The organism is Bacillus safensis, assembly GCF_039619585.1.
In the GTDB taxonomy this organism is placed as follows: domain Bacteria; phylum Bacillota; class Bacilli; order Bacillales; family Bacillaceae; genus Bacillus; species Bacillus safensis.
The window spans coordinates 18,162-43,114 of sequence record NZ_CP154909.1 but is presented as its reverse complement, the minus strand read 5'-3'; the positions used below and the strand labels follow the sequence as shown (position 1 = coordinate 43,114).

The following is a 24,953-nucleotide window of genomic DNA, read 5'->3' as shown; positions in this document are numbered from 1 at the left end:
TTTTGGTTAAAAAACGAAACCTTTCATGCTGCTTTTGCGTCTAATTAATTAGAAAACAGTGCTTCTATTATAACCAAAAAAACAGAGGGTGCGCAAAGCCCTCTGTTCATATAAATGATTTGATGTGTTTATTTGAGTACTCTAATTTTTACTCGTTTATTCCCCCATTGATAAGCTGCCGACTTACTTGGGACGAACACATCAATTTTATTCCCTTTTATAGCAGATCCAGTGTCTGATGCAACGGCATATCCATAGCCTTCCACATACACTTTTGAGCCCAGCGGAATGACACTCGGATCAACTGCTATGACCTTTGCACCCGGATTTGCTTTTAAATTAAAGCCTGTAGACGTTCTGCCCGTACATCCAGCACAGCTCGCTGTATAGGCTGTTGATGCCACATAAAATTCTTTTCCTGACGATTCATTGCTTCGTGAAACCGCAGGGGACGCTGTAGGTTCCTTTTTGGCCACTTGTGTACCAATAGCCACTAATCGGTCCTTACTATCTTTTTCGGTCACTTCTTTAATCAATTCTTTAGACACCACTTTGCCGTTTTCTTTCACAATGGCATAGTGCTTCTTCAATTTACCTTCTTCACCTTTTTTAAGTACCTTCTCTTTCCCTTTTTCAAGAGAATGATCCTTTTTATGTTTGGTATCAAAAGCAATTTTCTCTTCCACTACATCGGTGACTTTTTCCACCCGAGTGATCTTTATATCTGCGCTCTTTTTAGAAAGGTTACTATGTAACGCAGGCTTGATCTTATCGTGCTTCTTGAGCTTCAGCTCTTGTTGCTTTAAAAAGTCAGCGACCGTAGTCGAAGTGGTCCACACTTTTTTATCTTTTCCTCCATCATTTAAGCTGACCTGGAAGGCCTGCTGAACCACAAGATTCATATCCTTTGTTAACTTGTCATTCTTTCCTGGAGTTACTTGATCGTGCTTCCCAATATCTATCTTCTCATTCTTCAATAATGCTCCAACCGTCTGATCTGTAGTCCATATCGTTTTCTCTTTCCCATCTAGGGTTAGATGAACCGGTATAGCCGCATCATACACAATGTTCATATTGTCTTGAATCTTTGTATTTAGACTTGGAGAGATATGATCCTCCGCCTTGGTCCTTATGCCAAGGTCTGAAAGCAGCTGAGCTACTGTCTCTTCATGTGTACGAATTGTCTTCTCTTTACCATTGATTGAAATGGTAATAGACTGCTTAGTGAGCTCATGCGCACCGTAAGCCGTTCCAGTTCCAGCTAAAAGCAAGCAAACAACTAGTAATAAAACCTTGCCTTTTCCTAGCTTCACAGAAAACAGATTTTTCATTTTTTGTACGATGAAAAACGCCTCCTTCTCCTCGGAGAGATTATATAGAGTATCTCAAAACCTGTCAACCCTTCCACCCACTGTACAAAAATGCTCGATTGTAAACCTATTATGGGAGATTTATGGAAGGAAGGGAAGAAAGACTTATCGACAACTTATCCTATGAGGAGGCGCAAACGTGTAGAACTTTTTCGTTATGTTTCACAATTGGACAAGCTTAAACAAGGATTGACATCATATACTGTCAGTTTATACGGAAAACTTTTTTTGCATTTTTTGTTGTCAATTCAGCAAGCTCTTCAAAGCTGATTTCTCTCAGCTCCGCAATCTGTTCTGCGATATATTTGACATAACTTGGCTCATTACGTTTCCCTCTAAATGGCACTGGCGTTAAGTATGGGCAGTCTGTTTCAATCAAAAGCTTGTCACTTGGTATCTCCTTTACAACTTCCTTTGGCTTTTTGGCATTTTTAAATGTCACGGGTCCACCGAATGAAATATAAAAGTTCATTTCCATACACGCTTTTGCAGTTTCCAAACTGCCAGTAAAGCAGTGCATAATACCTCCAACCTCAGCTGCTCCCTCTTCCTTTAAAATCGTCACGACATCTTCCGTTGCGTCACGATTATGAATAACGATTGGAAGCTTCACTTCCTTCGCAAGAGCAATTTGGCGTCTAAAGACTTCCTTTTGCACATCTTTTGGCGACTTGTCCCAATAGTAATCCAGACCCATTTCTCCAATTGCAACCACTTTTTCGTGTTGAGATAAATCTTTGATCCAAGCCAAATCCTCATCTGTCATATCAATAGCATCGACTGGATGCCAGCCGATAGCTGCATATATGAAATCATACTCTTCAATTAATTCCATCGCTCTCGTAATTGTCGGGCGGTCAAACCCTACCACCACGATTTTTTCAACTTTTTCGCTTTTTGCTCTTTCGATCACCTGCTCTAAGTCTTCATTGTATTGTTCTGCATTTAAGTGGGCATGTGTATCAAATAACATGGTTGATTGCTCCTTTCGACAATTCTCCTAAAAAACAAAAGGTGTTCGACGAAATGTTACACGTGGAACACCTTTGTTGATTTATAAAATTTTTGTTCCATTTGCTAGAGATTGATCTACTTCAAGAACCTGCAATTTCCCGCCAGTTTCTCCTGTTAAAATCATTCCCTGGGAAATTTCCCCTCTGAGTTTAACTGGTGTAAGATTCGCTACGCAAACGAGTTTCTTCCCTACTAATTCCTCTGGTTGATAGTGCTTGGCAATCCCAGAGACGATTTGTCTTTTTTCAAATCCAAAATCAAGCTGAAGCTTTAAGAGACGATCCGCTTTTTTAACTGGAGCTGCTTCCAATACCTGTGCAACTCGAAGATCGACTTTTGAGAAATCATCAAATGCGATTTCTGCTCCCAGCTCAGGTAATTCCGTTTCTTCGATTTCCACTTTCTCTTCTTCTACCTTAGGTGCACTTCCCTGCATTTTTTCTTTAATGTAGGCTACTTCTTCTTCAACCTCTAAACGCGGGAACAAAGGCTCTCCTTTTTGTACCGTCGCTTGTTGAATCGCACCAAATGATAGGATACTATCCCAACTTTTGAGCTTCTCTTCTTCAATTCCAAGCTGGAAGAAGATTTTCTCAGGTGTTTTCGTTAGGAATGGCGTTAAGAGTACTGCTGTGATTCGAAGTGATTCTGCTAAATGATACATAACAGAATGCAGTTCTTTTCGTTTTGTTTCATCCTTTGCCAGCACCCATGGAGCTGTTTGATCAATATATTTATTGGTTCTGCTGATTAATGTCCAAACATTTGAAAGAGCCACAGAGAATTCAAGGTTTTCCATCGCCTCTTCATAGGCTTTGACTGTTTGCTCAGCTACTGCTTTCAGCTCTTCATCAAACTCATTAACAGGACCCTTATAGCTGCTTAAAGTGCCGTCAAAATATTTTTGCACCATCGCAACTGTACGATTAAGCAAGTTACCTAAATCATTGGCAAGGTCATAGTTTACACGTTCCACAAATCCTTCTGGTGTAAACACACCATCCGCACCAAATGGTACTTCGCGAAGCAGATAATAACGAAGGGCATCGAGGCCATAGCGATCAATTAATGTGACCGGATCTACCACATTCCCTTTTGATTTAGACATTTTGCCATCTTTCATGAGCAGCCAGCCGTGTGCGAAAATTTGTTTTGGCAGAGGCAGATCTAATGCCATCAGCATAATCGGCCAATAAATCGTATGGAAGCGTACAATTTCTTTTCCTACGAGATGTACGTTGGCAGGCCAATATTTTTTATATTTTTCATCTTGATCTGTTCCATAGCCAATCGCAGTTAAATAGTTGAATAACGCATCAATCCATACATAAATGACGTGTTTTGGATTGTTAGGAACTTTAATTCCCCAATCAAAGGTTGTTCTTGATACTGCTAAATCCTCTAAACCTGGTTTAATGAAGTTATTAATCATTTCATTCTTTCTTGATTCAGGCTGAATAAACGATGGATTTTTTTCGTAATAATCGAGCAAACGGTCCGCATACTTACTCATGCGGAAGAAATATGATTCTTCTTTAATTAATTCAACAGGGTGGCCGCTGTCAGGGCTTTTCCCGCCAATGACTTCCCCTTTCTCATTACGCTCAACATCAACAAGCTGTGTTTCTGTATAGAATGTCTCATCAGGAATACTGTACCAGCCCTCATATTGATCTAAATAAATATCGCCTTGATCAAGTAGTTTTTGGAAGACTTGTTCAATGATTTTCGTATGTCTTTTTTCCGTTGTACGGATGAAGTCATCATTAGAAATGTCGAGTTTCTTCCATAATGATTGAATGTCTTCAACAACTGGATCTAAATACTCGATCGGTGTGATATTTTGTTCTTCAGCTTTTTGCTGAATTTTTTGTCCGTGCTCATCTGTACCTGTTAAATACATCACATCATAGCCTTGAAGACGTTTATAACGAGCCATAGCATCTCCTGCTACTGTCGTATAAGCATGTCCAATATGTAATTTTCCGCTCGGATAGTAAATAGGTGTTGTCAGATAAAACGTTTTTTTCTTTTCTGGCATGTCGGAACCTCCTGCGTGTGTGTAAATGTCAAAAACTCCCGCCCAATGGACGAGAGCGGTTATCATCATTACATGAAAATGTGTCAGATCAATTCATTCAATTTTGCACTTGTGCTTTCTCTATGATACCATCTTAGCCTTTAAGATCAAGCATATATACATAGAACAAGATGAAATGAACGAAAAAGATGAGTTTTTCGAAAAAAACGACAAACCCGTCGACATTTTGTCGAATATTGTCGTATGAAATCTATTTCCAGATTTACAATTGGCTAAATTAGGGCAAAAGTCTTGTTAATCTGGTCTCGTCATTTCTTATATTTTCATAGAAAAAGCCTACAAAATCCTTATACACCAGTAGTTTCAAGGTCTTTTGACTTTAAGAGTCATATTTTACAAACAATAGTAAACAAAATGATTGACGATTTATGGAAACCTTGTTATGCTAGGAATGTAAGGAATTTGTCGAATAATGACGAAGATAATATTATATTAAGAATAAGTTCTTTTTGGGAGGAGAATGAAGATGAAATCTACAGGTATTGTACGTAAAGTTGACGAATTAGGACGCGTGGTGATTCCAATCGAACTTCGCCGTACGTTAGGAATCGCTGAAAAAGACGCTTTGGAAATTTATGTTGATGATGAAAAAATTATCCTAAAAAAATATAAACCAAACATGACTTGCCAAGTAACAGGTGAAGTATCAGACGATAACCTTAAGCTTGCTAATGGTAAATTAGTTCTTAGCCGTGAAGGTGCAGAGCAAATCATTAACGAAATCCAAAACCAACTTCAATCACAAAAATAAGGTTCATATAAAAAAGGTTCTTGCACCGTTTGCAAGAACCTTTCTTTATTGTTCAATATGATAGGCATCGTATATCGTGCGCTTTGGCACACCACGTTCGACAGCTGTACGTTTAATGGCTTCCTTCGACGTTAATCCTTCCTCTATGTAATGGATCACATGTTCTTTTTCAGATAAGGACGTCCACCAAGCTTCTTCATTCAGCTCTTCTTCAGCTTGATCATTTCCTTGTACCACAAGACAGAATTCACCTCGGATTTGATTCTCCGCAGCCCATGTCAGCACAGACTCTAAATCTCCACGAATAAACTCTTCGAATTTTTTCGTCAGTTCTCTCGTAATTGCGATGTTCCGATTCCCCCACAATTCCTTCATCAAAGTCAGCGTTTCTTTTAATCGATGGGGTGCTTCATAGAAAATGATCGTTTCTTGACGTTTCTTCAAGGCTTCAAGCTGCTTTTTCTTTTCTTTTTTTTGACGGTCGAGAAAACCGTAAAAGAAAAATGGCTGAGGCGCGATTCCTGATGCAATGAGTGCCGTTAGTGCAGCATTAGCGCCAGGTAACGGAATGACATAGCCCCCAATGCTAGTAAAATCTCGAACCACTTCGGCCCCTGGATCTGAAATCGTCGGTAAACCGGCATCACTCACGAGTGCGATATTTTTCCCTTCTTTTAGCCATTCGATTAACTTGTGGCCGCTGCTGTCTTTGTTATGCTCATGATAGCTGGTTAAGGGTGTATCAATTTCGTATACATGACAAAGCTTTTTCGTTTGCCGTGTATCTTCTGCGGCAATATAGTCTACATCTTTTAATGTTTGTATCGCTCGGAACGTCATATCTTCTAGATTTCCGATCGGGGTTGGGACAAGATAAAGAATCCCCATACCAGATTGACCATCAAAGCTTTTCTGTGTCTTTTTCATGTGCCGCCTCCTTTTCTATTCGCATTTCTTCTATATAAATGTCTTTCTTTTTCCGCGTCCACGTTTTGAAACGATATTCTTGCTGCATGGCTTCTCTTTTGGTTGCAAAACATTCATGATAAAAAAGCTCAACCGGCCGTCTCGCTCTTGTATACTTTGCTCCCTTTCCACTATTGTGGGTCATCAATCTCTTTTGTAAATCATTTGTATAACCCGCATACAGGCTGCCATCTGCACATTTTAATACATAGAAGTAATGATTATGCTTCTCCATACAGTATCGTCCTGATTTCATCTGTATACTCCTGATCTTCCCCATAAACAAAAAGAGGCGGGAGAATTTTCAGATCTGGTTTTCCATCTTTTATGCCCTCTACCAAGATGGTATTGGCTTCTTTCCCTTGTTTGGGATAAACAAATTGAATTCGTTTTGGCTCAATTCGGTATTTCTTCATTAATTCCACAATCTCAAGCAGCCGTCCTGGTCGATGAACCATCGCCAGTTTTCCCCCTTGCTTTAGCAGCGTGGAAGAAACACGAATAACATCTTCTAATGTACAATGAATTTCGTGCCGTGCAATCGCCAAATATTCATTTTCATTGATTTCATCCTTAGAAAGTGTTTTAAAATATGGCGGGTTACATGTAATCACATCAACTTTATGGTTGCCGTAGCGTTCCGGCATATCATTCAAATCACCATGAATCAATTCAATCTGGTGCGCAAGTTGATTATACTCCACACTTCTTTTTGCCATATCAAACAGCCGTTCTTGAATTTCAACACCCGTAATCGAGGCCTTAGAACGAGTCGAAAGCAGCAATGGCACGATACCGTTTCCGGTACAAAGATCAATGATCTCCCCTTTTTGGATCGGTACATACGCAAATTTAGCTAATAATACTGCGTCCAATGAAAAGGCAAACACAGTTTTACTTTGTATAATCTTCATATCTTCGGCGAGCAGGTAATCTAAACGTTCATCTTCTCTTAACGAAACCATGATGTATCCTTTCTTTTCCTGTGAAAAAGGCTCCCGGTTCAGCGGAAGCCTTTTCTCATTTTTTATTTAAAAATGACAGACAGAACAAACAGTCTCCCTCTTTACGAATGCTTCCATAATGTACATTACAAATATGGAAGCCCTCCTGATATAACCGGGCCAGGTTATCATGACCTTCTCCTATATCAGAATGACTTGGCTTCTGGGCAGAATCATTCTCTGCCTCAGACGATTTGTCTCGATCCGACTGATCCAGACGTTCACGCAAGTGCTGATTCTCCATCTGCAGCTGATGATTTTCTTCAATCACTTCACCGATATGATTTTTCAAATCACCTAACTGGCGATAAAGAGAACCGATTTGTTCTTCTAAATTAATCACCGTATCAAATAGTTCCTTTTTATCCAAGGTGGCACACCTCGTTACTCAGTTGTTTGTGCAGATACAACGCCTTCTTGTAATAATTCTTCCCATGTATATTCTATCACTTTTTCTTGCCCGGTTAATTCAACTTGCAAAATTCGTTCTAAAATATTGAGCCCTACTACCTTGGCAGAGCCATTAGACGTTTGAATCGTTTCGCCGATATCCGGTAATTGTTCCTTCGCTGTTTCATACTCATCATTCTCATATTTCAAGCAGCACATCAAACGGCCGCATAGTCCGGAAATTTTTGTCGGATTTAACGACAGGTTTTGATCCTTTGCCATCTTAATCGACACTGGTTCAAAGTCTCCTAAGAATGTCGAACAGCAAAGCATTCGCCCGCAAGGACCAATGCCGCCAAGCATTTTTGCCTCGTCTCTTACGCCAATCTGGCGAAGTTCAATTCTCGTTTTGAAAATTGATGCAAGATCCTTCACTAGCTCACGGAAATCAACTCTGCCATCTGCTGTGAAGTAGAAGATGACCTTGTTTCGGTCAAATGTAAATTCAACATCGACCAATTTCATTTCCAGCCCATGTTCACTTACCTTCTGAAGACATGTATCAAAGGCTGTCATCGCTGCTTCTTTGTTTTCCTCAACGATGAGCCGGTCTCGTTCGTCTGCTACACGAATGACTTTACGCAGAGGGAGAACCACATCGTGTTCATCTACTTTTTTGTTGGCGATGACCACTTGTCCGTACTCAACCCCTCTGACCGTTTCTACAATGACACAACTATCATTTTCTATATGAAATCCATTAGGATCGAAATAATAGATTTTGCCCGCTTTTTTAAAGCGAACACCAATTACGTTGTACAAGCTTATCCCTCCTGCAACATCAACACCAATTGCTCCATCAGCCCTTGGGCATTCACGTTGGATTGAAGTCTCTTTTTCGCTTCTAATACAGCAAGGATCTGGCTGGTCACCATCTGCTGTGTGGAATGCAGCGCATGCTGCTTCATTGTCTGGAATAAGTCTTGATAAATGACTTTATCTTCATTTCCTATTTGAATCGACAATACATCACGATATATAAATAAAAGCATATCCAGACCTGTTTCTTGAAGGTCTTTCTCTTTGAAAAAAGGCATCCATTGATCCTGTATATAAAAAAATGCATGTTCTTTTCGCTGGTGTAAGACTTCATACAATTTTATCACTTTCGCTCTAGACTCTGCAAACTGATCATTTCGACTTAATTCGAGTGCTTCTGCTAAATTATTGGTTAAATTCGACAAAAGCCTTGCGAGATGCTGAGATACGCCTTCTTGTAAAAGCTGCTGCTCCAAGGATTGCGGCTGCAGCGGCTGAAAGCTGAGCATCTGACATCTTGAAATAATCGTATCCAGCATTTTATGCGATTGCTCAGTGATTAAAACCGCCATCGTTTCCCGATTAGGCTCCTCTAGGAACTTCAATAAACTGTTCGCGGCATTGACCGTCATTTTGTCCGCATGAAGAATAATATACATTTTCCGGTGAGATTCTACACCGGCTTTTGTAAATTCCTCTTGCAGTGCCTGCACTTGCGCCTTCTTAATTGATTGGCCATCAGGCTGCACAAGATGTAAATCGGGATGGTTTCCTGATGCAATCCTTTTGCAGTTTTGACAGGATTCACATGGTTTCACTCCTGATTCCAAGCAAAAAAAGCTTTTAGCCAAAAGTATCGCTGCATCCAGTTTTCCGGTTCCTTTTTTTCCTTCAAATAAGTAGGCGTGCGCAAGTCGGTCTTTATCAATACTATTAAAAATCAGCCGCATGACGCGCGGCTGCAAATCATTCATGTCATCCCAGCTAATTGCCATGTTATCACTCTCTATGTGTAAAGGTTAATCAATAAACCTTTTATTTCTCCAATACGTTCAAGCAAATCAATAGATGGTTTTTCTTGATCCATCATTTCCTCGGTTAATTCAATCAGCTTTTCATCTAAGGCTTTGACCAAAGCAAGTGTACGTGTGTTTCCATAAATGTCAAAGCTCCTTGATGTTTCTATATTTAATCCATTATCGACTGTCTCTTTCACAAAGCGCTTCACCAGACCTTTAAACCTAGCCAAATCCTTTAGGTTTCGTGACTTTGCGAGCTTTTTTCCGAACACTTCGATATCACTCAGCATGACCGTCAGCTGTTCTAAGCGCAGTTTGCCGCTTTGCGTCTCCATCGAAGCTTTAAAGGAGGCAGATGTCTGGCTTCCTTTCATCGCTTGGAGTTCACGCTTTTCTAAACGCAGCCGCATATCTTGATTAATTTTCACAGCAACCCATCCTTAAAATTGATGAAATTGTTCAACTGGCAGAATAAAAACAGTAGCTCCGCCAACTTCAACCTCAACAGGGTATGGTACGTATGAATCTGCATTTCCGCCCATTGGGGAGACAGGCGCGATCATTTGATCACGTTTACGGCAATTTTCTTTTATAAGCTGTAATGCTTTATCCACTCGGACATCATCACAACCAATAATAAAAGTCGTATTCCCAGACTTTAAAAACCCACCAGTTGAAGCTAATTTTGTCACGCCGAAATGATGTTCAGTCAATATTTTCAACAACTTGCTGCTATCTTGGTCCTGTACAACGGCAACAATTAATTTCATTTGATTGGCCTCCTTTATTTTAGGCACAGATGACATGCCGATGTCTTCCTCTATATTATAACAACGATTGGGAATTAGGTCATATTTGATTTTGCTTTAATGTGTCCTGAATCAATTGAAGGACTTCTTTATAGACAGCCTGCATCGGTTGAGACGCATCCACTACACGGAATCGTTCTGGCGATTGTGCAATAAGCAGTTCATAGCCTTCTCTGACCAGCTGGTGGAAATTCAGCGTCTCCATGTCTAATCGATTCTTTTCTCTTCCCTGGTTGGCATCAATTCGCTTTAGCCCTTCCTCAGGTGTAATAGAAAAATAAATGGTCATTTGCGGCATCGTGCCATTGATAGCAAAGTCGTTAATTGACTTTACTTCTTCAATCCCAAGCCCTCTCGCATAGCCTTGATAAGCAAGGGAGCTATCAACAAAACGATCACATAAAACCGTCTGCCCGCGCTGTAATGCCGGTTCTACCTTCTCAGCCAAATGCTGCCTTCTTGCGGCTGCATACAGCAAAGCTTCTGTTTTCGCATCCATTTTGGTGTTTTTTTCATTTAAAATGACTTCACGTATCTGCTCTGCAATGTCAATGCCGCCAGGCTCACGTGTCGCCATCACTGCATATCCTTGGCGTTCCATTTCTTCATACACTTTTCGAATCACTGTCGTTTTTCCAGCACCCTCTGGCCCTTCAAACGTAATAAACATACCGCTCATAGTGTCTCCTCTTCTATATAAACATATAATTTTCTCTGATGAATCACCTGACTGGCTTGAACATGAACCTGATGTCCAAGCAAACGGCTTAAAGCCGCAATCTGATCGATTTCAATACGCTCTCCTTTAACGATCAAAGGTATACCCGGTGGATATGGAATAACCGATTCTGCACTAACCCGTCCTGCTGCATGTTCAAATGGGACGGCTTCTATATCCTGTCTATGCTCATCGTTGTCATTAGCCGGCGCCTCTCTTTGGAAATGATCTTTTCCTTTGAGCTTGAGCAATGAATCGCTTTGATTAAGGGCCTGCTCTATCTGTTTAAAAGGAATATCCTTCTTCTGTTCTAAACCAAAGATAAGTAAAACCTGATGTTCGTCGGCAAGCTCTGGGTGAACCTCCACTGATTCAAGTACTCGTTTTAGTTCATAACCAGTCAGCCCTTTTGTTGATCGAATCACACATTTTAATGGATCGTTAGAAAGCAATTCAGACTCGATCACTTCAAGCTGCGGTATACGATTGAACTCATTTTTCAGCTCTGCCAGCTCTTTCATGATTCCATCCAAGATCTCTTTTTTCTTGATCTCCTCGACATAAGCCCTTGCCACATCTAATGAGGCCATAATTGGATAGGATGGAGAGCTGCTTTGAAGCATCGTGAGGAATGTTTTCAAACGTTTTGCATCCATTCGCTCCCCCTGTAGATGAAGGTAGGATCCCATCGTCATGGCCGGAAGGGTTTTATGTGCTGATTGTACCACCACGTCAGCTCCATAGGAAAGAGCAGATGGGGGAAAAGCGCCGCCTAATACAAAATGTGCACCATGTGCCTCATCAACCAAAACGATCATGCCTGCTTCGTGGCACATGTCAATCAGCTTTGATAAATCAGCTGCATGTCCGTAGTAGTTCGGATAAGTCAAAACGATCGCCCGGCAATTAGGGTGTTTGGATATGGCTTTTTTGACTGTTTCATCCGTCACATGTGTTGGAACATACAGGTGTGGATCTATCTCAGCTTCTATCAGAATAGGCGTGGCTCCTGCAAGCTCAATCGCATGGTAAACAGACTTATGACAATTTCGCTGGACGAAAATCTCATCTCCCGCACGACAGGCTGCCATCACCATCGCTAAATTTCCGACAGTTGTCCCATTCACAAGGAAAAAGCTTTGATCTGATCCATATAGCTTTGCCAATAAATGTTCAGCCTCTTGAATCACACCAGTTGGATGATGGAGATCATCTAACCCTTCAAGCTCTGTTACATCCAGCTGAAGAATTGAGTCATAATAAGTCCGTGCCTCATCAAAAAAGACATCTCCATTGTGATGTCCTGGAACGTGGAAAGAATAAGGTTTCTTTTCCGCATGTTGTGCTAATGCTGTATATAAAGGTGTTTTCAAACAAATCGACCCTTTTCACTTTAACGATATCTTATGTCTATTATAACGTTCATACAAGGGAACCGAAAGATGGATTCTCATTCCTTAATTGGCTGGTGATTCGTCAGCTGCTGTTCTGCCTCATACATGCTGTTTTTCAATTGGGCTCGCTCTTGGCTTCCATGCTCTTTCACCTGTAACGTTTCCTGTAAGGTTTCAGCTAATTGGCGTTGAACCTTTTTCAACGTATCTATAGGTGCAAAAGCTGCCTCTTCAAGAAGCTCCCCCTGCTGCTTTGATACCTTTTCATATGTTTTTTTGATTCGATTCTCAAGAGCTGAATTGGCACGCTGCTGAATATGCGTTAACGCAATCGACATTTGGTTGATCCATAGAGGAATAGATGCAGAAACAGTTGATTGAATGTGATTGGCCAATGTATGATTCGTATGCTGGATCATTCGAATTTGGGCATTACATTGCAACGCAATTTGCCGGCTTAGCAGCAAATCATATTTCCGTTCTTTCAACCTCTCCATATATTCTTCTGCATTGACTTCCTGACTCATCAATTGCTCCTCTATAGTCCGATTACCAGTCTGCTCCGTTTCTGATATGATCTGCTTCTCTAAAGTTGTTATTTTCGCTTCAACTGCTGCAACCTGCAGCGTCATCTCTTGGAAAAAGGTTTGATTTTCTTCAAATAAACGCTCTAATAACATGTGATCGGAAATTAATCTGCCTTTTGCGTAACGAAGCCTTGCTGATAATCTCTCGATCTGTGATTTTGCATGTTGAAAACGCGATATGATTTCCTGAGTAGAACGCTTCTCCCGCCGAAATAACTTCGAAAAAAAGCCCTGCTTCTTTGGCAGTAAGTCCTCCGGTTCTACTACATGGAGCTGGTGCAAAAAGTCCTCAAGCACGTCTCCTATTTGATCGATATCTTTTTTCTCAACATATTTCATCATTTGTTGTGATTGTTCCAATAATCGTTCCTGAACACGTGTACCATAGAAAAGCAGCTTTTGCGGATTGTCAGGGATTTGCTCAGCACGCTGCAAGGCTTCTTGTTTCTCCTCATCAGATAAGGTATCAAACACTTGAAACTGAAGATCTGTAGTGGCAGCAGATGATGTTGGGATGTGATCTTCTGGTTTCATTGCGTTTGACTCCTTTCATTATTTCTTTATCATTTTATCTGCCACTTCAAGCTCAATATGAAGGGCTTCTATGTCTTTTCCTAATACTTGCTGCAAATCATTCGTCAATTGCTTTTGCAGCTCTGTCAGCGTCACCCGAGTTTGGCTCAGTGTCATTTCCAGCTCATGACTGCGATCAGGCTGGTTATACAATAATGCATATTTTTCAGTTAGTTCAACGACAGAATCCAAGCTTTCGAAATAAAAACGCTGTGCATCATAAAATCGGGTCGGCTCTCTTTTTGTAATCATATAGATTCGTCGTGCAAGTCGGAGAATTTCATAATTATGTTTGATCGTCTGTACGTTCTTCACAGCAAATAAAGCCTTCTTTAAACGTACGAGCTTTTGTCCTGCTTCTTTTAAATGCTGTTTGATATATACATAATCACTACGAGACAGTCCGTGTTTCTTTAAAAACAACTGGAAAGCAACCCATCTGCTCCCTGCAAACATCACGCCCCACCCCATCATCGCATACAGTATCGATAGTCCAACATGATGATGGAAAACCCCAATACTGACGGTTAAAATCACAAGCGAAAAAAAAGTAGAGAGGATGGCCCATATAAATGTATAAAAAATTGATTTCATGTTCATCGACTCCTATGAATAATCAGGCTCTCTGTTTATCTTATTATTAATTACGGATGATGTCCAAACTAAGTTCCAAAAAACAGGCCCAATCCTCCATAGATCATAAAAAAAGACCATCTAATGGTCTATGAATACAAAGGCGGTGTATGAAGATTTTTTAGCTTTCTAACATAATCGGCATAGCTAGGATCCGAGGTCGATGTAGAAATTAACTTTCTCTCACATTCTCGGCACAAAAACTGATGATATAAATAAATTCCCTTTGTTTTTTTCTCTTCACAAATCAAACAAATCGCTTCTCGCTCTTTTTTGCTCATTGTGACACCTCCACTTATAGCTTCAGTATGCCCTAGCGCTTTCAATTGTATACAAAATTAAGAATGTTTTAGATGGTAGTTTAGTATATGTATCCATGTCAGATCGAGTGTTTGTTCCTTTTCTTAAAAAACAAAAAAGACCAGTTCCGACTGGAACTGATCCTTATAGAAGCTTGGCGGCGTCCTACTCTCACAGGGGGAAACCCCCAACTACCATCGGCGCTGAAGAGCTTAACTTCCGTGTTCGGTATGGGAACGGGTGTGACCTCTTCGCTATCGCCACCAAACCTGATGGAGAGAATGTTCTCTCAAAACTAGATAACAATGTTCATGCTTCACATTAGAATATAGGTTAAGTCCTCGATCTATTAGTATCTGTCAGCTCCACGTGTCACCACGCTTCCACCTCAGACCTATCAACCTGATCATCTTTCAGGGATCTTACTTCCTTGCGGAATGGGAAATCTCATCTTGAGGGGGGCTTCATGCTTAGATGCTTTCAGCACTTATCCCGTCCGCACATAGCTACCCAGCGATGCCCTTGGCAGAACAACTGGTACACCAGCGGTGCGTCCATCCCGGTCCTCTCGTACTAAGGACAGCTCCTCTCAAATTTCCTGCGCCCGCGACGGATAGGGACCGAACTGTCTCACGACGTTCTGAACCCAGCTCGCGTACCGCTTTAATGGGCGAACAGCCCAACCCTTGGGACCGACTACAGCCCCAGGATGCGATGAGCCGACATCGAGGTGCCAAACCTCCCCGTCGATGTGGACTCTTGGGGGAGATAAGCCTGTTATCCCCGGGGTAGCTTTTATCCGTTGAGCGATGGCCCTTCCATGCGGAACCACCGGATCACTAAGCCCGACTTTCGTCCCTGCTCGACTTGTAGGTCTCGCAGTCAAGCTCCCTTGTGCCTTTACACTCTGCGAATGATTTCCAACCATTCTGAGGGAACCTTTGGGCGCCTCCGTTACATTTTAGGAGGCGACCGCCCCAGTCAAACTGCCCACCTGACACTGTCTCCCTGCCCGATAAGGGCAGCGGGTTAGAAGGTCAATACAGCCAGGGTAGTATCCCACCGATGCCTCCACCGAAGCTAGCGCTCCGGTTTCCAAGGCTCCTACCTATCCTGTACAAGCTGTACCAACATTCAATATCAGGCTGCAGTAAAGCTCCACGGGGTCTTTCCGTCCTGTCGCGGGTAACCTGCATCTTCACAGGTACTATAATTTCACCGAGTCTCTCGTTGAGACAGTGCCCAGATCGTTGCGCCTTTCGTGCGGGTCGGAACTTACCCGACAAGGAATTTCGCTACCTTAGGACCGTTATAGTTACGGCCGCCGTTTACTGGGGCTTCAATTCGCACCTTCGCTTACGCTAAGCGCTCCTCTTAACCTTCCAGCACCGGGCAGGCGTCAGCCCCTATACTTCGCCTTACGGCTTCGCAGAGACCTGTGTTTTTGCTAAACAGTCGCCTGGGCCTATTCACTGCGGCTTCTCGGGGCTTTAACACCCTAAGAAGCACCCCTTCTCCCGAAGTTACGGGGTCATTTTGCCGAGTTCCTTAACGAGAGTTCTCTCGATCACCTTAGGATTCTCTCCTCGCCTACCTGTGTCGGTTTGCGGTACGGGCACCTCTCACCTCGCTAGAGGCTTTTCTTGGCAGTGTGGAATCAGGAACTTCGCTACTAAATTTCGCTCGCCATCACAGCTCAGCCTTTACGGGAAACGGATTTGCCTATTTCCCAGCCTAACTGCTTGGACGCGGATATCCAATACCGCGCTTACCCTATCCTCCTGCGTCCCCCCATTGCTCAAATGGTGAGGAGGTGGTACAGGAATATCAACCTGTTGTCCATCGCCTACGCCTTTCGGCCTCGGCTTAGGTCCCGACTAACCCTGAGCGGACGAGCCTTCCTCAGGAAACCTTAGGCATTCGGTGGACGGGATTCTCACCCGTCTTTCGCTACTCATACCGGCATTCTCACTTCTAAGCGCTCCACCAGTCCTTCCGGTCTGGCTTCACAGCCCTTAGAACGCTCTCCTACCACTGTTCGTAAGAACAGTCCGCAGCTTCGGTGATACGTTTAGCCCCGGTACATTTTCGGCGCAGAGTCACTCGACCAGTGAGCTATTACGCACTCTTTAAATGGTGGCTGCTTCTAAGCCAACATCCTGGTTGTCTAAGCAACTCCACATCCTTTTCCACTTAACGTATACTTTGGGACCTTAGCTGGCGGTCTGGGCTGTTTCCCTTTCGACTACGGATCTTATCACTCGCAGTCTGACTCCCAAGGATAAGTCATCGGCATTCGGAGTTTGACTGAATTCGGTAACCCGGTAGGGGCCCCTAGTCCAATCAGTGCTCTACCTCCGAGACTCTTACCTTGAGGCTAGCCCTAAAGCTATTTCGGAGAGAACCAGCTATCTCCAGGTTCGATTGGCATTTCACCCCTACCCACACCTCATCCCCGCACTTTTCAACGTGCGTGGGTTCGGGCCTCCATTCAGTGTTACCTGAACTTCACCCTGGACATGGGTAGATCACCTGGTTTCGGGTCTACGACCACGTACTCATGCGCCCTATTCAGACTCGCTTTCGCTGCGGCTCCGCATCTTCTGCTTAACCTTGCACGGGATCGTAACTCGCCGGTTCATTCTACAAAAGGCACGCCATCACCCGTTAACGGGCTCTGACTACTTGTAGGCACACGGTTTCAGGATCTATTTCACTCCCCTTCCGGGGTGCTTTTCACCTTTCCCTCACGGTACTGGTTCACTATCGGTCACTAGGGAGTATTTAGCCTTGGGAGATGGTCCTCCCGGATTCCGACGGAATTTCACGTGTTCCGCCGTACTCAGGATCCACTCTGGAGAGAACAACATTTCAGTTACAGGGCTGTTACCTTCTTTGGCGGGCCTTTCCAGACCTCTTCGCTTATATCGTTCCTTTGTAACTCCGTATAGAGTGTCCTACAACCCCAAGAGGCAAGCCTCTTGGTTTGGGCTGTTCCCGTTTCGCTCGCCGCTACTCAGGGAATCGCATTTGCTTTCTCTTCCTCCGGGTACTTAGATGTTTCAGTTCCCCGGGTATGCCTTCTCATACTCTATGTATTCAAGTATGGATACTACTCCATTACGAGCAGTGGGTTTCCCCATTCGGAAATCTCCGGATCAAAGCTTGCTTACAGCTCCCCGAAGCATATCGGTGTTCGTCCCGTCCTTCATCGGCTCCTAGTGCCAAGGCATCCACCGTGCGCCCTTTCTAACTTAACCATTTCTTACTTTAGAAAGAATCACTATGTGTGATGAACTTTGCATTGCATTCAATGTGAATGTATTACTTATTGTTATCTAGTTTTCAAAGAACACGTTGGTGGAGCCTAGCGGGATCGAACCGCTGACCTCCTGCGTGCAAGGCAGGCGCTCTCCCAGCTGAGCTAAGGCCCCGATTTAATAGAAGATGGTGGGCCTGAGTGGACTCGAACCACCGACCTCACGCTTATCAGGCGTGCGCTCTAACCAGCTGAGCTACAGGCCCATCTTTCATATCGAAGATATGATGTTGTAGGATCTTTTGCAAGTTCCTTCAAAACTAAACAAGACGAAAACGTACGCTGCTCCATATATCCTTAGAAAGGAGGTGATCCAGCCGCACCTTCCGATACGGCTACCTTGTTACGACTTCACCCCAATCATCTGCCCCACCTTCGGCGGCTGGCTCCATAAAGGTTACCTCACCGACTTCGGGTGTTGCAAACTCTCGTGGTGTGACGGGCGGTGTGTACAAGGCCCGGGAACGTATTCACCGCGGCATGCTGATCCGCGATTACTAGCGATTCCAGCTTCACGCAGTCGAGTTGCAGACTGCGATCCGAACTGAGAACAGATTTATGGGATTGGCTAAACCTTGCGGTCTTGCAGCCCTTTGTTCTGTCCATTGTAGCACGTGTGTAGCCCAGGTCATAAGGGGCATGATGATTTGACGTCATCCCCACCTTCCTCCGGTTTGTCACCGGCAGTCACCTTAGAGTGCCCAACTGAATGCTGGCAACTAAGATCAAGGGTTGCGCTCGTTGCGGGACTTAACCCAACATCTCACGACACGAGCTGACGACAACCATGCACCACCTGTCACTCTGTCCCCGAAGGGAAAGCCCTATCTCTAGGGTTGTCAGAGGATGTCAAGACCTGGTAAGGTTCTTCGCGTTGCTTCGAATTAAACCACATGCTCCACCGCTTGTGCGGGCCCCCGTCAATTCCTTTGAGTTTCAGTCTTGCGACCGTACTCCCCAGGCGGAGTGCTTAATGCGTTAGCTGCAGCACTAAGGGGCGGAAACCCCCTAACACTTAGCACTCATCGTTTACGGCGTGGACTACCAGGGTATCTAATCCTGTTCGCTCCCCACGCTTTCGCTCCTCAGCGTCAGTTACAGACCAGAGAGTCGCCTTCGCCACTGGTGTTCCTCCACATCTCTACGCATTTCACCGCTACACGTGGAATTCCACTCTCCTCTTCTGCACTCAAGTTTCCCAGTTTCCAATGACCCTCCCCGGTTGAGCCGGGGGCTTTCACATCAGACTTAAGAAACCGCCTGCGAGCCCTTTACGCCCAATAATTCCGGACAACGCTTGCCACCTACGTATTACCGCGGCTGCTGGCACGTAGTTAGCCGTGGCTTTCTGGTTAGGTACCGTCAAGGTGCGAGCAGTTACTCTCGCACTTGTTCTTCCCTAACAACAGAGCTTTACGATCCGAAAACCTTCATCACTCACGCGGCGTTGCTCCGTCAGACTTTCGTCCATTGCGGAAGATTCCCTACTGCTGCCTCCCGTAGGAGTCTGGGCCGTGTCTCAGTCCCAGTGTGGCCGATCACCCTCTCAGGTCGGCTACGCATCGTCGCCTTGGTGAGCCATTACCCCACCAACTAGCTAATGCGCCGCGGGTCCATCTGTAAGTGACAGCCGAAACCGTCTTTCATCCTTGAACCATGCGGTTCAAGGAACTATCCGGTATTAGCTCCGGTTTCCCGGAGTTATCCCAGTCTTACAGGCAGGTTACCCACGTGTTACTCACCCGTCCGCCGCTAACATCCGGGAGCAAGCTCCCTTCTGTCCGCTCGACTTGCATGTATTAGGCACGCCGCCAGCGTTCGTCCTGAGCCAGGATCAAACTCTCCGAAAAAGTACAAAACCGAAGTTTTGCTTTTCGCCAGTTTGACTGACTACCTATGAAGTATCATAGGATTTTTTTATAAAAACTCGAATTAACAGGTACGTTTTGTCTTGTTTAGTTTTCAAAGAACTTGTTTACCGCTTCAGAAGCGACTAGAACATCTTATCACATCCAAGTTGTTAGTGTCAACAACTTTTTTGTTATTATGTTTTTTCGTTTCTTCGTCATCAGCGACGTATATTAATTTACCACCCTATCCAATCAAAGTCAACAATATTTTTCATTAAATAATAAACTTTTCAATAACGATTAAAGCTGCTACGCCCGGAATACCCAATAAACCACTAATTCCACTCGTTACAGGGTTAATAGAGACATGTAATCCTAGACTCTCGCCAAATAGGTTGAGGCAAAATAAAAAAAGAGCGCCTGCTATAAACTTCACTCCGATAAGCCCTAACCATTTGAATGGATTCGCCTGCACACCTGACATAAACAACAATAGCACAGCTAGCAAAATTGACCCGATCACAATAACAGGTTCCATAATCCTCTCATCTCCTCTTCATATGAATAGTACAAGCATATGAGAGGACTATGTATAATAGACCTGCTATTTCCAGTTGTTTAAACGTAAATTCCTCTTTTTCGCTTCTCTCAGATAGAAAAAGTACTTCGCTTGAGCAAGCTTTAATTCGAATAGAATGTCCGGTGAAGGCTCAACGCTATTTGCGACAAGCTTTTTTTGTCTGTTCCATTCTTCCTTTTGCTTAAAAAGCTGTTGAATTAATTTCTCATCGAATTCTTTTCGAATTGATTTTCTGCGAAGAAAACCCATGTACCGTACTTCTCCTTCCTACATCTCACGTCTGCCTTCTAGAGCCTTAGACAGTGTAACTTCATCCGCATACTCTAAATCCCCGCCTACTGGAAGTCCGTGAGCAATGCGAGAGAGTTTAATTCCTGATGGTTTTAACAATCTGGAGATATACATGGCTGTTGCTTCTCCTTCAATGTTTGGATTGGTTGCAAGGATCACCTCTGTCACTTGATCGTCTTGCAATCTTTTTAATAGGTCAGGAATTTTAATATCCTCTGGGCCAATTCCGTCCATTGGCGAAATGGCACCATGAAGCACATGATATAAGCCGTTGTATTCTTTCATTTTTTCCATTGCGATTACATCTTTTGGATCCTGCACTACACAGATAACAGATTGATCTCTTCTTGTATCTTCACAAATATAGCAAGGATCTTGGTCTGTGATATGACCGCATACCGAACAATAAGTTAAATTACGCTTTGCATTTACAAGCGCCTTCGCAAAATCTAGTACGACATCTTCCTGCATACTAAGAACAAAAAAAGCCAGACGGACCGCAGTTTTCGGTCCGATTCCTGGCAATTTCATAAAGCTGTCAATCAGCTTTGATATTGGTTCAGGATATTGCATCTTCAGTTATTCCTCCTAGAATAAACCTGGCATGTTCATTCCTTTTGTGAATTGACCCATCGTTTCATTCGTTAGCTCATCGACTTTTTTCAATGCATCGTTTGTCGCAGCAAGTACAAGATCTTGAAGCATATCGATATCTTCTGGATCAACAACTTCTTCATTAATTGCTACATCAACGACTTCTTTTTGTCCATTTACTTTGACAGTGACCATACCGCCACCAGCTGTACCTTCAAGAACTTTTTCTGCTAGCTCTTCTTGAGCCTTCGCCATATCCTTTTGCATTTTTTGCATTTGTTTCATCATTTTTTGCATATTTCCCATTCCACCGCGCATATGAACACCACTCTCTTTCATTTTTATTAATCTTTAATTTCAATTAAATCAGTTCCTACTAATTTTTTTGCTTCCGCAATCAATGGATCCTCTTCAGTAGAAGTCCCCTGACCATCTGCTTGTTCATCCGGCTGATGATCTCTTAAAAATTCTTCTCTTATTTTACCCCATTGAGCGTCAGGAACGCCAACTAATTCCACTCTTTTTCCTAACATAGACTCTAGCAGTTGTTCAAGATTGGTCCGAACTCCGCTTTTATCTTCAGCAACCATTTTACAATGTATTTCAAATTTGAATTTTAAAACAAAGGCATGCGAAGCAGCCGCAACTGGCTCACTGTCCGTTAATAACGCAGCGTGAGACACCTTATTCTGCTGTTTTAACTGGGCAAGGAGCTCTCCCCATTTGCCTTTAATTTTTTCTAACTCAGGCCGTTTCGCTTCTTTTAGAATCTCATGAATTCGGCCGACAGGAGCACGATAGCCATTTTTGTTACTCGTTTGTGGTCGAGACGCTTCCTTTTTTTCTTGAGGGCTATGAGATGGAGACATTGGTACACCTTCGGCTCTTAGCCTCGATAGTTCCTGTTCCAGCCTGTTTATTTTATCTGTTAGCGCCGTTAAATCAGCTTCAGCATGGCCTTGTGTCAATCCTGCTGTTGACTGACACAGCTTTACAACAGCTACCTCAAAGAAAATCCTTGGATGATTTGTCCATTTCATTTCTTGGTGGCTTTTATTCAGGACTTCAATGGTTTCATACAGAAACTGAGGTGTCACACGATCTGACAGCGCCACGAAACTTTCGTCGACCTTTACCTTTTCAAGGACCCCCTCGAGATCTGGTGCCGTTTTATAAAGCAGCATATCTCTAAAGTAAAAAATCATATCCTCTATTAATTTAGCAGCATCTTTCCCCTGCTGGAGCAATTCATTTAATGTATCTAACGCTGTGGCAATATTTTGATCAAAAATTGCTTCAGCAAGCTGACTAATGAAATGCTGAGATACAGCACCTGTAATGAGCAGCGCATCATCAATTGTCAATTGTTCACCACTAAATGAGATCGCTTGATCCAAGAGACTTAGTGCATCACGCATACCGCCATCAGCTGCACTAGCAATAATCTCGAGCGAACCCTCCTGTACGTCAAGGCCTTCTGCATCTACAATTTTCTCCATTCTTCCAACAATATCTTTAGTCGTGATTCGTTTAAAATCAAATCGCTGACAACGAGATATGATGGTAAGAGGAATCTTATGAGGCTCTGTGGTAGCCAAAATAAAGATACAATGAGCAGGCGGTTCTTCCAGCGTTTTAAGGAGAGCATTAAATGCACCGATAGAGAGCATATGTACTTCATCTATAATATAAACCTTATATGTAACCGCCGAAGGAGCAAATTTCACTTTATCACGTATATCCCGGATTTCATCTACCCCGTTATTCGAGGCAGCATCTATTTCAATCACGTCTGAAATTGAACCGTTTGTAATCCCTTTACAGGCATCACATTCATTACACGGCTCGCTAACAGGTGACTTTTCACAGTTCACTGCCTTAGCAAAGATTTTGGCAGCACTTGTTTTACCTGTTCCTCTAGGACCTGAAAATAAGTAAGCATGAGAAAACTTTTTCTGCAAAAGGGCATTTTGCAACGTTTTTGTGATGTGTTCTTGTCCAACAACATCCTCAAAAACTTGAGGTCTGAACACTCGATATAAAGCTTGATAACTCACAAATACGCCCTCCTCCATTTATCATCCTTTTCATTATACATGATGCACCGATCAATTCAAAAGCACACCTTTATTTTCTAATATGCCAAAAAGATGATTTCAACTAGAGATTTTCTACTTTCCATGTATTAAAAACGTATTTTCTAGCTTTGTAAAAAGACCTGAAACTCCAAACAGAACACCAGTTCTTTTTGCGATTAGTGAAAAAAAACAAATGGCTCCAAAAAGACTTTTTATCTATTTGTATAACCAAAGCAGTTAAGCTATTCTTGGAACAGCAACAAAAAACTCACCTAGTTAAACTAGATGAGTTACATTTAATATTGATTTACCGTGCACCTTCTGTCGATTCGCTACCCCAAGCGTTACTTAAACAGTTAGCTCGGCCCAGGCAACCCTGCGGCACATGAGAGGTTTCACTTAATGCTGCTTCCTTCCGGACCTGACATGGTTCATGAATTCCCATTGCGCAGGACCCAGACGTCAACACCACTTATTTAAGGCAGACCTTGAAGTAAACGAACCTCGAGAAGGGATTCGGCCTCGCTAGAGCGGATTGCGAGTACAGGGCACCGCTACCTCCCCGCTTAGCACGGCAAAATGAATATTAAATTGTTAGTGACGCAGACATAAGTATACCTTCTTATAGCTCAAATTGCAAACGACATCCATTCATTTACTTTTGGCTTGTTTCTTTCGCTGACGGAGATTTCTGAAGAACTGACTTAACAGCTCACCACACTGATTTTCAAGTACACCACCGATGACTTCAGACTGATGATTGAACCGTTCATCATCCAGTAAATTCATTAAAGTACCTGCGCATCCACCTTTTGGATCGTATGCACCAAAAACGACCTTTTTCACTCTAGAGAGAACAATAGCACCCGCACACATTGGGCATGGCTCAAGCGTAACGTAAAGCACAGCATCTTCTAAACGCCAGCTCCCTGTCGCTTTACATGCTTCATCAATAGCAAGTAATTCTGCATGTGCAATCGAACGCTGCTCACTTTCCCTTAAATTATGAGCCCGGCTCACGATTTGATCATCAACAACAATGATCGCACCAATCGGCACTTCCCCTATTTGTTCTGCTTTTAAGGCTTCAGAAATGGCTTCTTGCATAAACTTTTCATCTTTCGTCATGGCACGGCTCTCTTTTCATGTTTTTTAAAAGGAAATTGAGGTTAACATATTATCACAATCTTTTAAAGGGGGTCTTATTTTGTCAAAGCAAAAAAAGGCGCTGCTTATTATCGACATGATTAATGATTTTGATTTTGAAATGGGACATGTGCTTGCAGAAAAAACAGAGCAAATGACCAATAAAATTTTAGCTCTTAAACAACATGCTTTCAAGGAAAATTGGCCAATCATTTATATCAACGATCACTACGGACTTTGGAAGGCTGATATCCAAGCTGTTATGGAAACATGCAAAAACGAAAGAAGCGCTCCTATTTTAGAGAAAATGACACCATCTAAAGATAATTACTTCTTAATTAAACCTAAGCATTCTGCCTTCTACGGTACTGCACTAGAGACACTCTTAAGTGAATTAGGTGTTGAGGACATTATTCTAACCGGGATTGCCGGAAACATTTGCGTTTTGTTCACTGCAAATGACGCATACATGCGAGAATACAATCTAATTGTACCTAAAGATTGTATCGCTTCAAACGACGACAGAGATAACGACTACGCTTTAACGATGATGGAGAACGTTCTTCTAGCCAAAATCACTACCGCTAAGGAAATCACGAATGAAAATCAAACATGATTTAGCTATAACCCTCATAAATTGTTAGCAA

The 24,953-nt window shown here is 42.8% G+C and carries 24 protein-coding genes, 2 tRNA genes, 3 rRNA genes and 1 other RNA gene; 2 read left to right on the top strand and 28 right to left on the bottom strand.

What is annotated here, in order from left to right:
- Positions 1 to 128 precede the first annotated feature (128 nt).
- From AAYR28_RS00235 to metG, 3 genes are all read right to left on the bottom strand, one after another.
- Positions 129 to 1,331, bottom strand: coding sequence for a G5 and 3D domain-containing protein (locus tag AAYR28_RS00235; protein WP_044334281.1), 1,203 nt, complete (start codon positions 1,329 to 1,331; stop codon positions 129 to 131).
- A gap of 244 nt (positions 1,332 to 1,575) precedes the next feature.
- Positions 1,576 to 2,343, bottom strand: coding sequence for a TatD family hydrolase (locus AAYR28_RS00230; RefSeq protein WP_024425634.1), 768 nt, complete (start codon positions 2,341 to 2,343; stop codon positions 1,576 to 1,578).
- Positions 2,344 to 2,424: 81 nt separating this feature from the next.
- Positions 2,425 to 4,425: a methionine--tRNA ligase gene (gene metG, locus AAYR28_RS00225; protein WP_048239539.1), complete on the bottom strand. Its 2,001-nt coding sequence runs from the start codon at positions 4,423 to 4,425 to the stop codon at positions 2,425 to 2,427.
- A 520-nt stretch (positions 4,426 to 4,945) separates the two neighbouring features.
- Between metG and AAYR28_RS00220 the strand changes: the two genes are divergently transcribed.
- Positions 4,946 to 5,236: an AbrB/MazE/SpoVT family DNA-binding domain-containing protein gene (locus AAYR28_RS00220; RefSeq protein ID WP_087975202.1), complete on the top strand. Its 291-nt coding sequence runs from the start codon at positions 4,946 to 4,948 to the stop codon at positions 5,234 to 5,236.
- Between the two features lie 45 nt (positions 5,237 to 5,281).
- Here AAYR28_RS00220 and rsmI read toward each other — a convergent pair whose 3' ends face one another.
- From rsmI to tadA, 25 genes are all read right to left on the bottom strand, one after another.
- Positions 5,282 to 6,163 (bottom strand): 16S rRNA (cytidine(1402)-2'-O)-methyltransferase, encoded by an 882-nt coding sequence (gene rsmI / locus AAYR28_RS00215; RefSeq protein ID WP_120206884.1) that lies wholly within the window; start codon positions 6,161 to 6,163, stop codon positions 5,282 to 5,284.
- Positions 6,138 to 6,437 (bottom strand): GIY-YIG nuclease family protein, encoded by a 300-nt coding sequence (locus AAYR28_RS00210; RefSeq protein ID WP_034284140.1) that lies wholly within the window; start codon positions 6,435 to 6,437, stop codon positions 6,138 to 6,140. The genes rsmI and AAYR28_RS00210 overlap by 26 nt, the downstream gene beginning before the upstream one ends.
- A complete protein-coding gene (locus AAYR28_RS00205; RefSeq protein ID WP_120206885.1) occupies positions 6,424 to 7,167 on the bottom strand; it encodes a tRNA1(Val) (adenine(37)-N6)-methyltransferase in 744 nt (247 codons plus the stop codon). Before AAYR28_RS00205 ends, AAYR28_RS00210 begins: the two co-directional genes overlap by 14 nt.
- 55 nt (positions 7,168 to 7,222) lie before the next feature.
- Positions 7,223 to 7,576, bottom strand: a complete 354-nt coding sequence (gene yabA / locus AAYR28_RS00200) for a DNA replication initiation control protein YabA (protein WP_024425629.1) — start codon at positions 7,574 to 7,576, stop codon at positions 7,223 to 7,225.
- A gap of 14 nt (positions 7,577 to 7,590) precedes the next feature.
- Positions 7,591 to 8,418, bottom strand: a complete 828-nt coding sequence (locus AAYR28_RS00195; protein WP_024425628.1) for a PSP1 domain-containing protein — start codon at positions 8,416 to 8,418, stop codon at positions 7,591 to 7,593.
- Positions 8,419 to 8,420: 2 nt separating this feature from the next.
- A complete protein-coding gene (gene holB, locus AAYR28_RS00190) occupies positions 8,421 to 9,410 on the bottom strand; it encodes a DNA polymerase III subunit delta' (RefSeq protein WP_120206887.1) in 990 nt (329 codons plus the stop codon).
- Between the two features lie 11 nt (positions 9,411 to 9,421).
- Positions 9,422 to 9,862, bottom strand: a complete 441-nt coding sequence (locus tag AAYR28_RS00185) for a YaaR family protein (RefSeq protein ID WP_024425626.1) — start codon at positions 9,860 to 9,862, stop codon at positions 9,422 to 9,424.
- Between the two features lie 12 nt (positions 9,863 to 9,874).
- Positions 9,875 to 10,204, bottom strand: a complete 330-nt coding sequence (locus AAYR28_RS00180; protein ID WP_024425625.1) for a cyclic-di-AMP receptor — start codon at positions 10,202 to 10,204, stop codon at positions 9,875 to 9,877.
- Positions 10,205 to 10,283: 79 nt separating this feature from the next.
- Complete coding sequence (gene tmk / locus AAYR28_RS00175; protein ID WP_034284135.1) at positions 10,284 to 10,922, bottom strand: dTMP kinase; 639 nt, start codon at positions 10,920 to 10,922, stop codon at positions 10,284 to 10,286.
- Complete coding sequence (locus AAYR28_RS00170; protein WP_101676971.1) at positions 10,919 to 12,334, bottom strand: aminotransferase class I/II-fold pyridoxal phosphate-dependent enzyme; 1,416 nt, start codon at positions 12,332 to 12,334, stop codon at positions 10,919 to 10,921. Before AAYR28_RS00170 ends, tmk begins: the two co-directional genes overlap by 4 nt.
- 77 nt (positions 12,335 to 12,411) lie before the next feature.
- A complete protein-coding gene (locus AAYR28_RS00165; RefSeq protein ID WP_345808908.1) occupies positions 12,412 to 13,476 on the bottom strand; it encodes a toxic anion resistance protein in 1,065 nt (354 codons plus the stop codon).
- A gap of 18 nt (positions 13,477 to 13,494) precedes the next feature.
- Entirely contained in the window at positions 13,495 to 14,109 is a 615-nt protein-coding gene (locus tag AAYR28_RS00160) for a 5-bromo-4-chloroindolyl phosphate hydrolysis family protein (RefSeq protein ID WP_120206891.1), read from the bottom strand.
- 128 nt (positions 14,110 to 14,237) lie between these two features.
- Positions 14,238 to 14,429: a sigma factor G inhibitor Gin gene (locus AAYR28_RS00155; protein WP_024425620.1), complete on the bottom strand. Its 192-nt coding sequence runs from the start codon at positions 14,427 to 14,429 to the stop codon at positions 14,238 to 14,240.
- Between the two features lie 171 nt (positions 14,430 to 14,600).
- Positions 14,601 to 14,716, bottom strand: a 5S ribosomal RNA gene (rrf, locus tag AAYR28_RS00150).
- A gap of 61 nt (positions 14,717 to 14,777) precedes the next feature.
- Positions 14,778 to 17,708 (bottom strand): 23S ribosomal RNA (locus AAYR28_RS00145).
- 98 nt (positions 17,709 to 17,806) lie between these two features.
- Positions 17,807 to 17,882, bottom strand: a tRNA-Ala gene (locus tag AAYR28_RS00140).
- 14 nt (positions 17,883 to 17,896) lie between these two features.
- A tRNA-Ile gene (locus tag AAYR28_RS00135) sits at positions 17,897 to 17,973 on the bottom strand.
- Between the two features lie 95 nt (positions 17,974 to 18,068).
- Positions 18,069 to 19,617: ribosomal RNA gene (locus tag AAYR28_RS00130) — 16S ribosomal RNA — on the bottom strand.
- The 16S, 23S and 5S rRNA genes sit together here with 2 tRNA genes alongside, the layout of an rRNA operon.
- A gap of 274 nt (positions 19,618 to 19,891) precedes the next feature.
- Positions 19,892 to 20,155 carry a pro-sigmaK processing inhibitor BofA family protein gene (locus tag AAYR28_RS00125; RefSeq protein WP_024425765.1) on the bottom strand — a complete coding sequence of 88 codons (264 nt, stop codon included), beginning with the start codon at positions 20,153 to 20,155 and terminating at the stop codon, positions 19,892 to 19,894.
- A 66-nt stretch (positions 20,156 to 20,221) separates the two neighbouring features.
- Positions 20,222 to 20,446, bottom strand: a complete 225-nt coding sequence (locus tag AAYR28_RS00120; RefSeq protein WP_024425764.1) for a YaaL family protein — start codon at positions 20,444 to 20,446, stop codon at positions 20,222 to 20,224.
- Positions 20,447 to 20,464: 18 nt separating this feature from the next.
- Positions 20,465 to 21,061 carry a recombination protein RecR gene (recR, locus tag AAYR28_RS00115; RefSeq protein WP_003218094.1) on the bottom strand — a complete coding sequence of 199 codons (597 nt, stop codon included), beginning with the start codon at positions 21,059 to 21,061 and terminating at the stop codon, positions 20,465 to 20,467.
- Positions 21,062 to 21,076: 15 nt separating this feature from the next.
- Complete coding sequence (locus AAYR28_RS00110; RefSeq protein ID WP_008342011.1) at positions 21,077 to 21,400, bottom strand: YbaB/EbfC family nucleoid-associated protein; 324 nt, start codon at positions 21,398 to 21,400, stop codon at positions 21,077 to 21,079.
- 26 nt (positions 21,401 to 21,426) lie between these two features.
- Entirely contained in the window at positions 21,427 to 23,139 is a 1,713-nt protein-coding gene (gene dnaX, locus AAYR28_RS00105) for a DNA polymerase III subunit gamma/tau (protein ID WP_025092703.1), read from the bottom strand.
- 331 nt (positions 23,140 to 23,470) lie between these two features.
- Positions 23,471 to 23,735: signal recognition particle sRNA large type (gene ffs / locus AAYR28_RS00100), an RNA gene on the bottom strand.
- 76 nt (positions 23,736 to 23,811) lie between these two features.
- Positions 23,812 to 24,288, bottom strand: coding sequence for a tRNA adenosine(34) deaminase TadA (tadA, locus tag AAYR28_RS00095; protein WP_024426741.1), 477 nt, complete (start codon positions 24,286 to 24,288; stop codon positions 23,812 to 23,814).
- A 79-nt stretch (positions 24,289 to 24,367) separates the two neighbouring features.
- On the opposite strand from tadA, the gene AAYR28_RS00090 reads away from it, so the two are divergent.
- Positions 24,368 to 24,922 carry an isochorismatase family cysteine hydrolase gene (locus AAYR28_RS00090; protein WP_034622873.1) on the top strand — a complete coding sequence of 185 codons (555 nt, stop codon included), beginning with the start codon at positions 24,368 to 24,370 and terminating at the stop codon, positions 24,920 to 24,922.
- Positions 24,923 to 24,953: the final 31 nt, after the last annotated feature.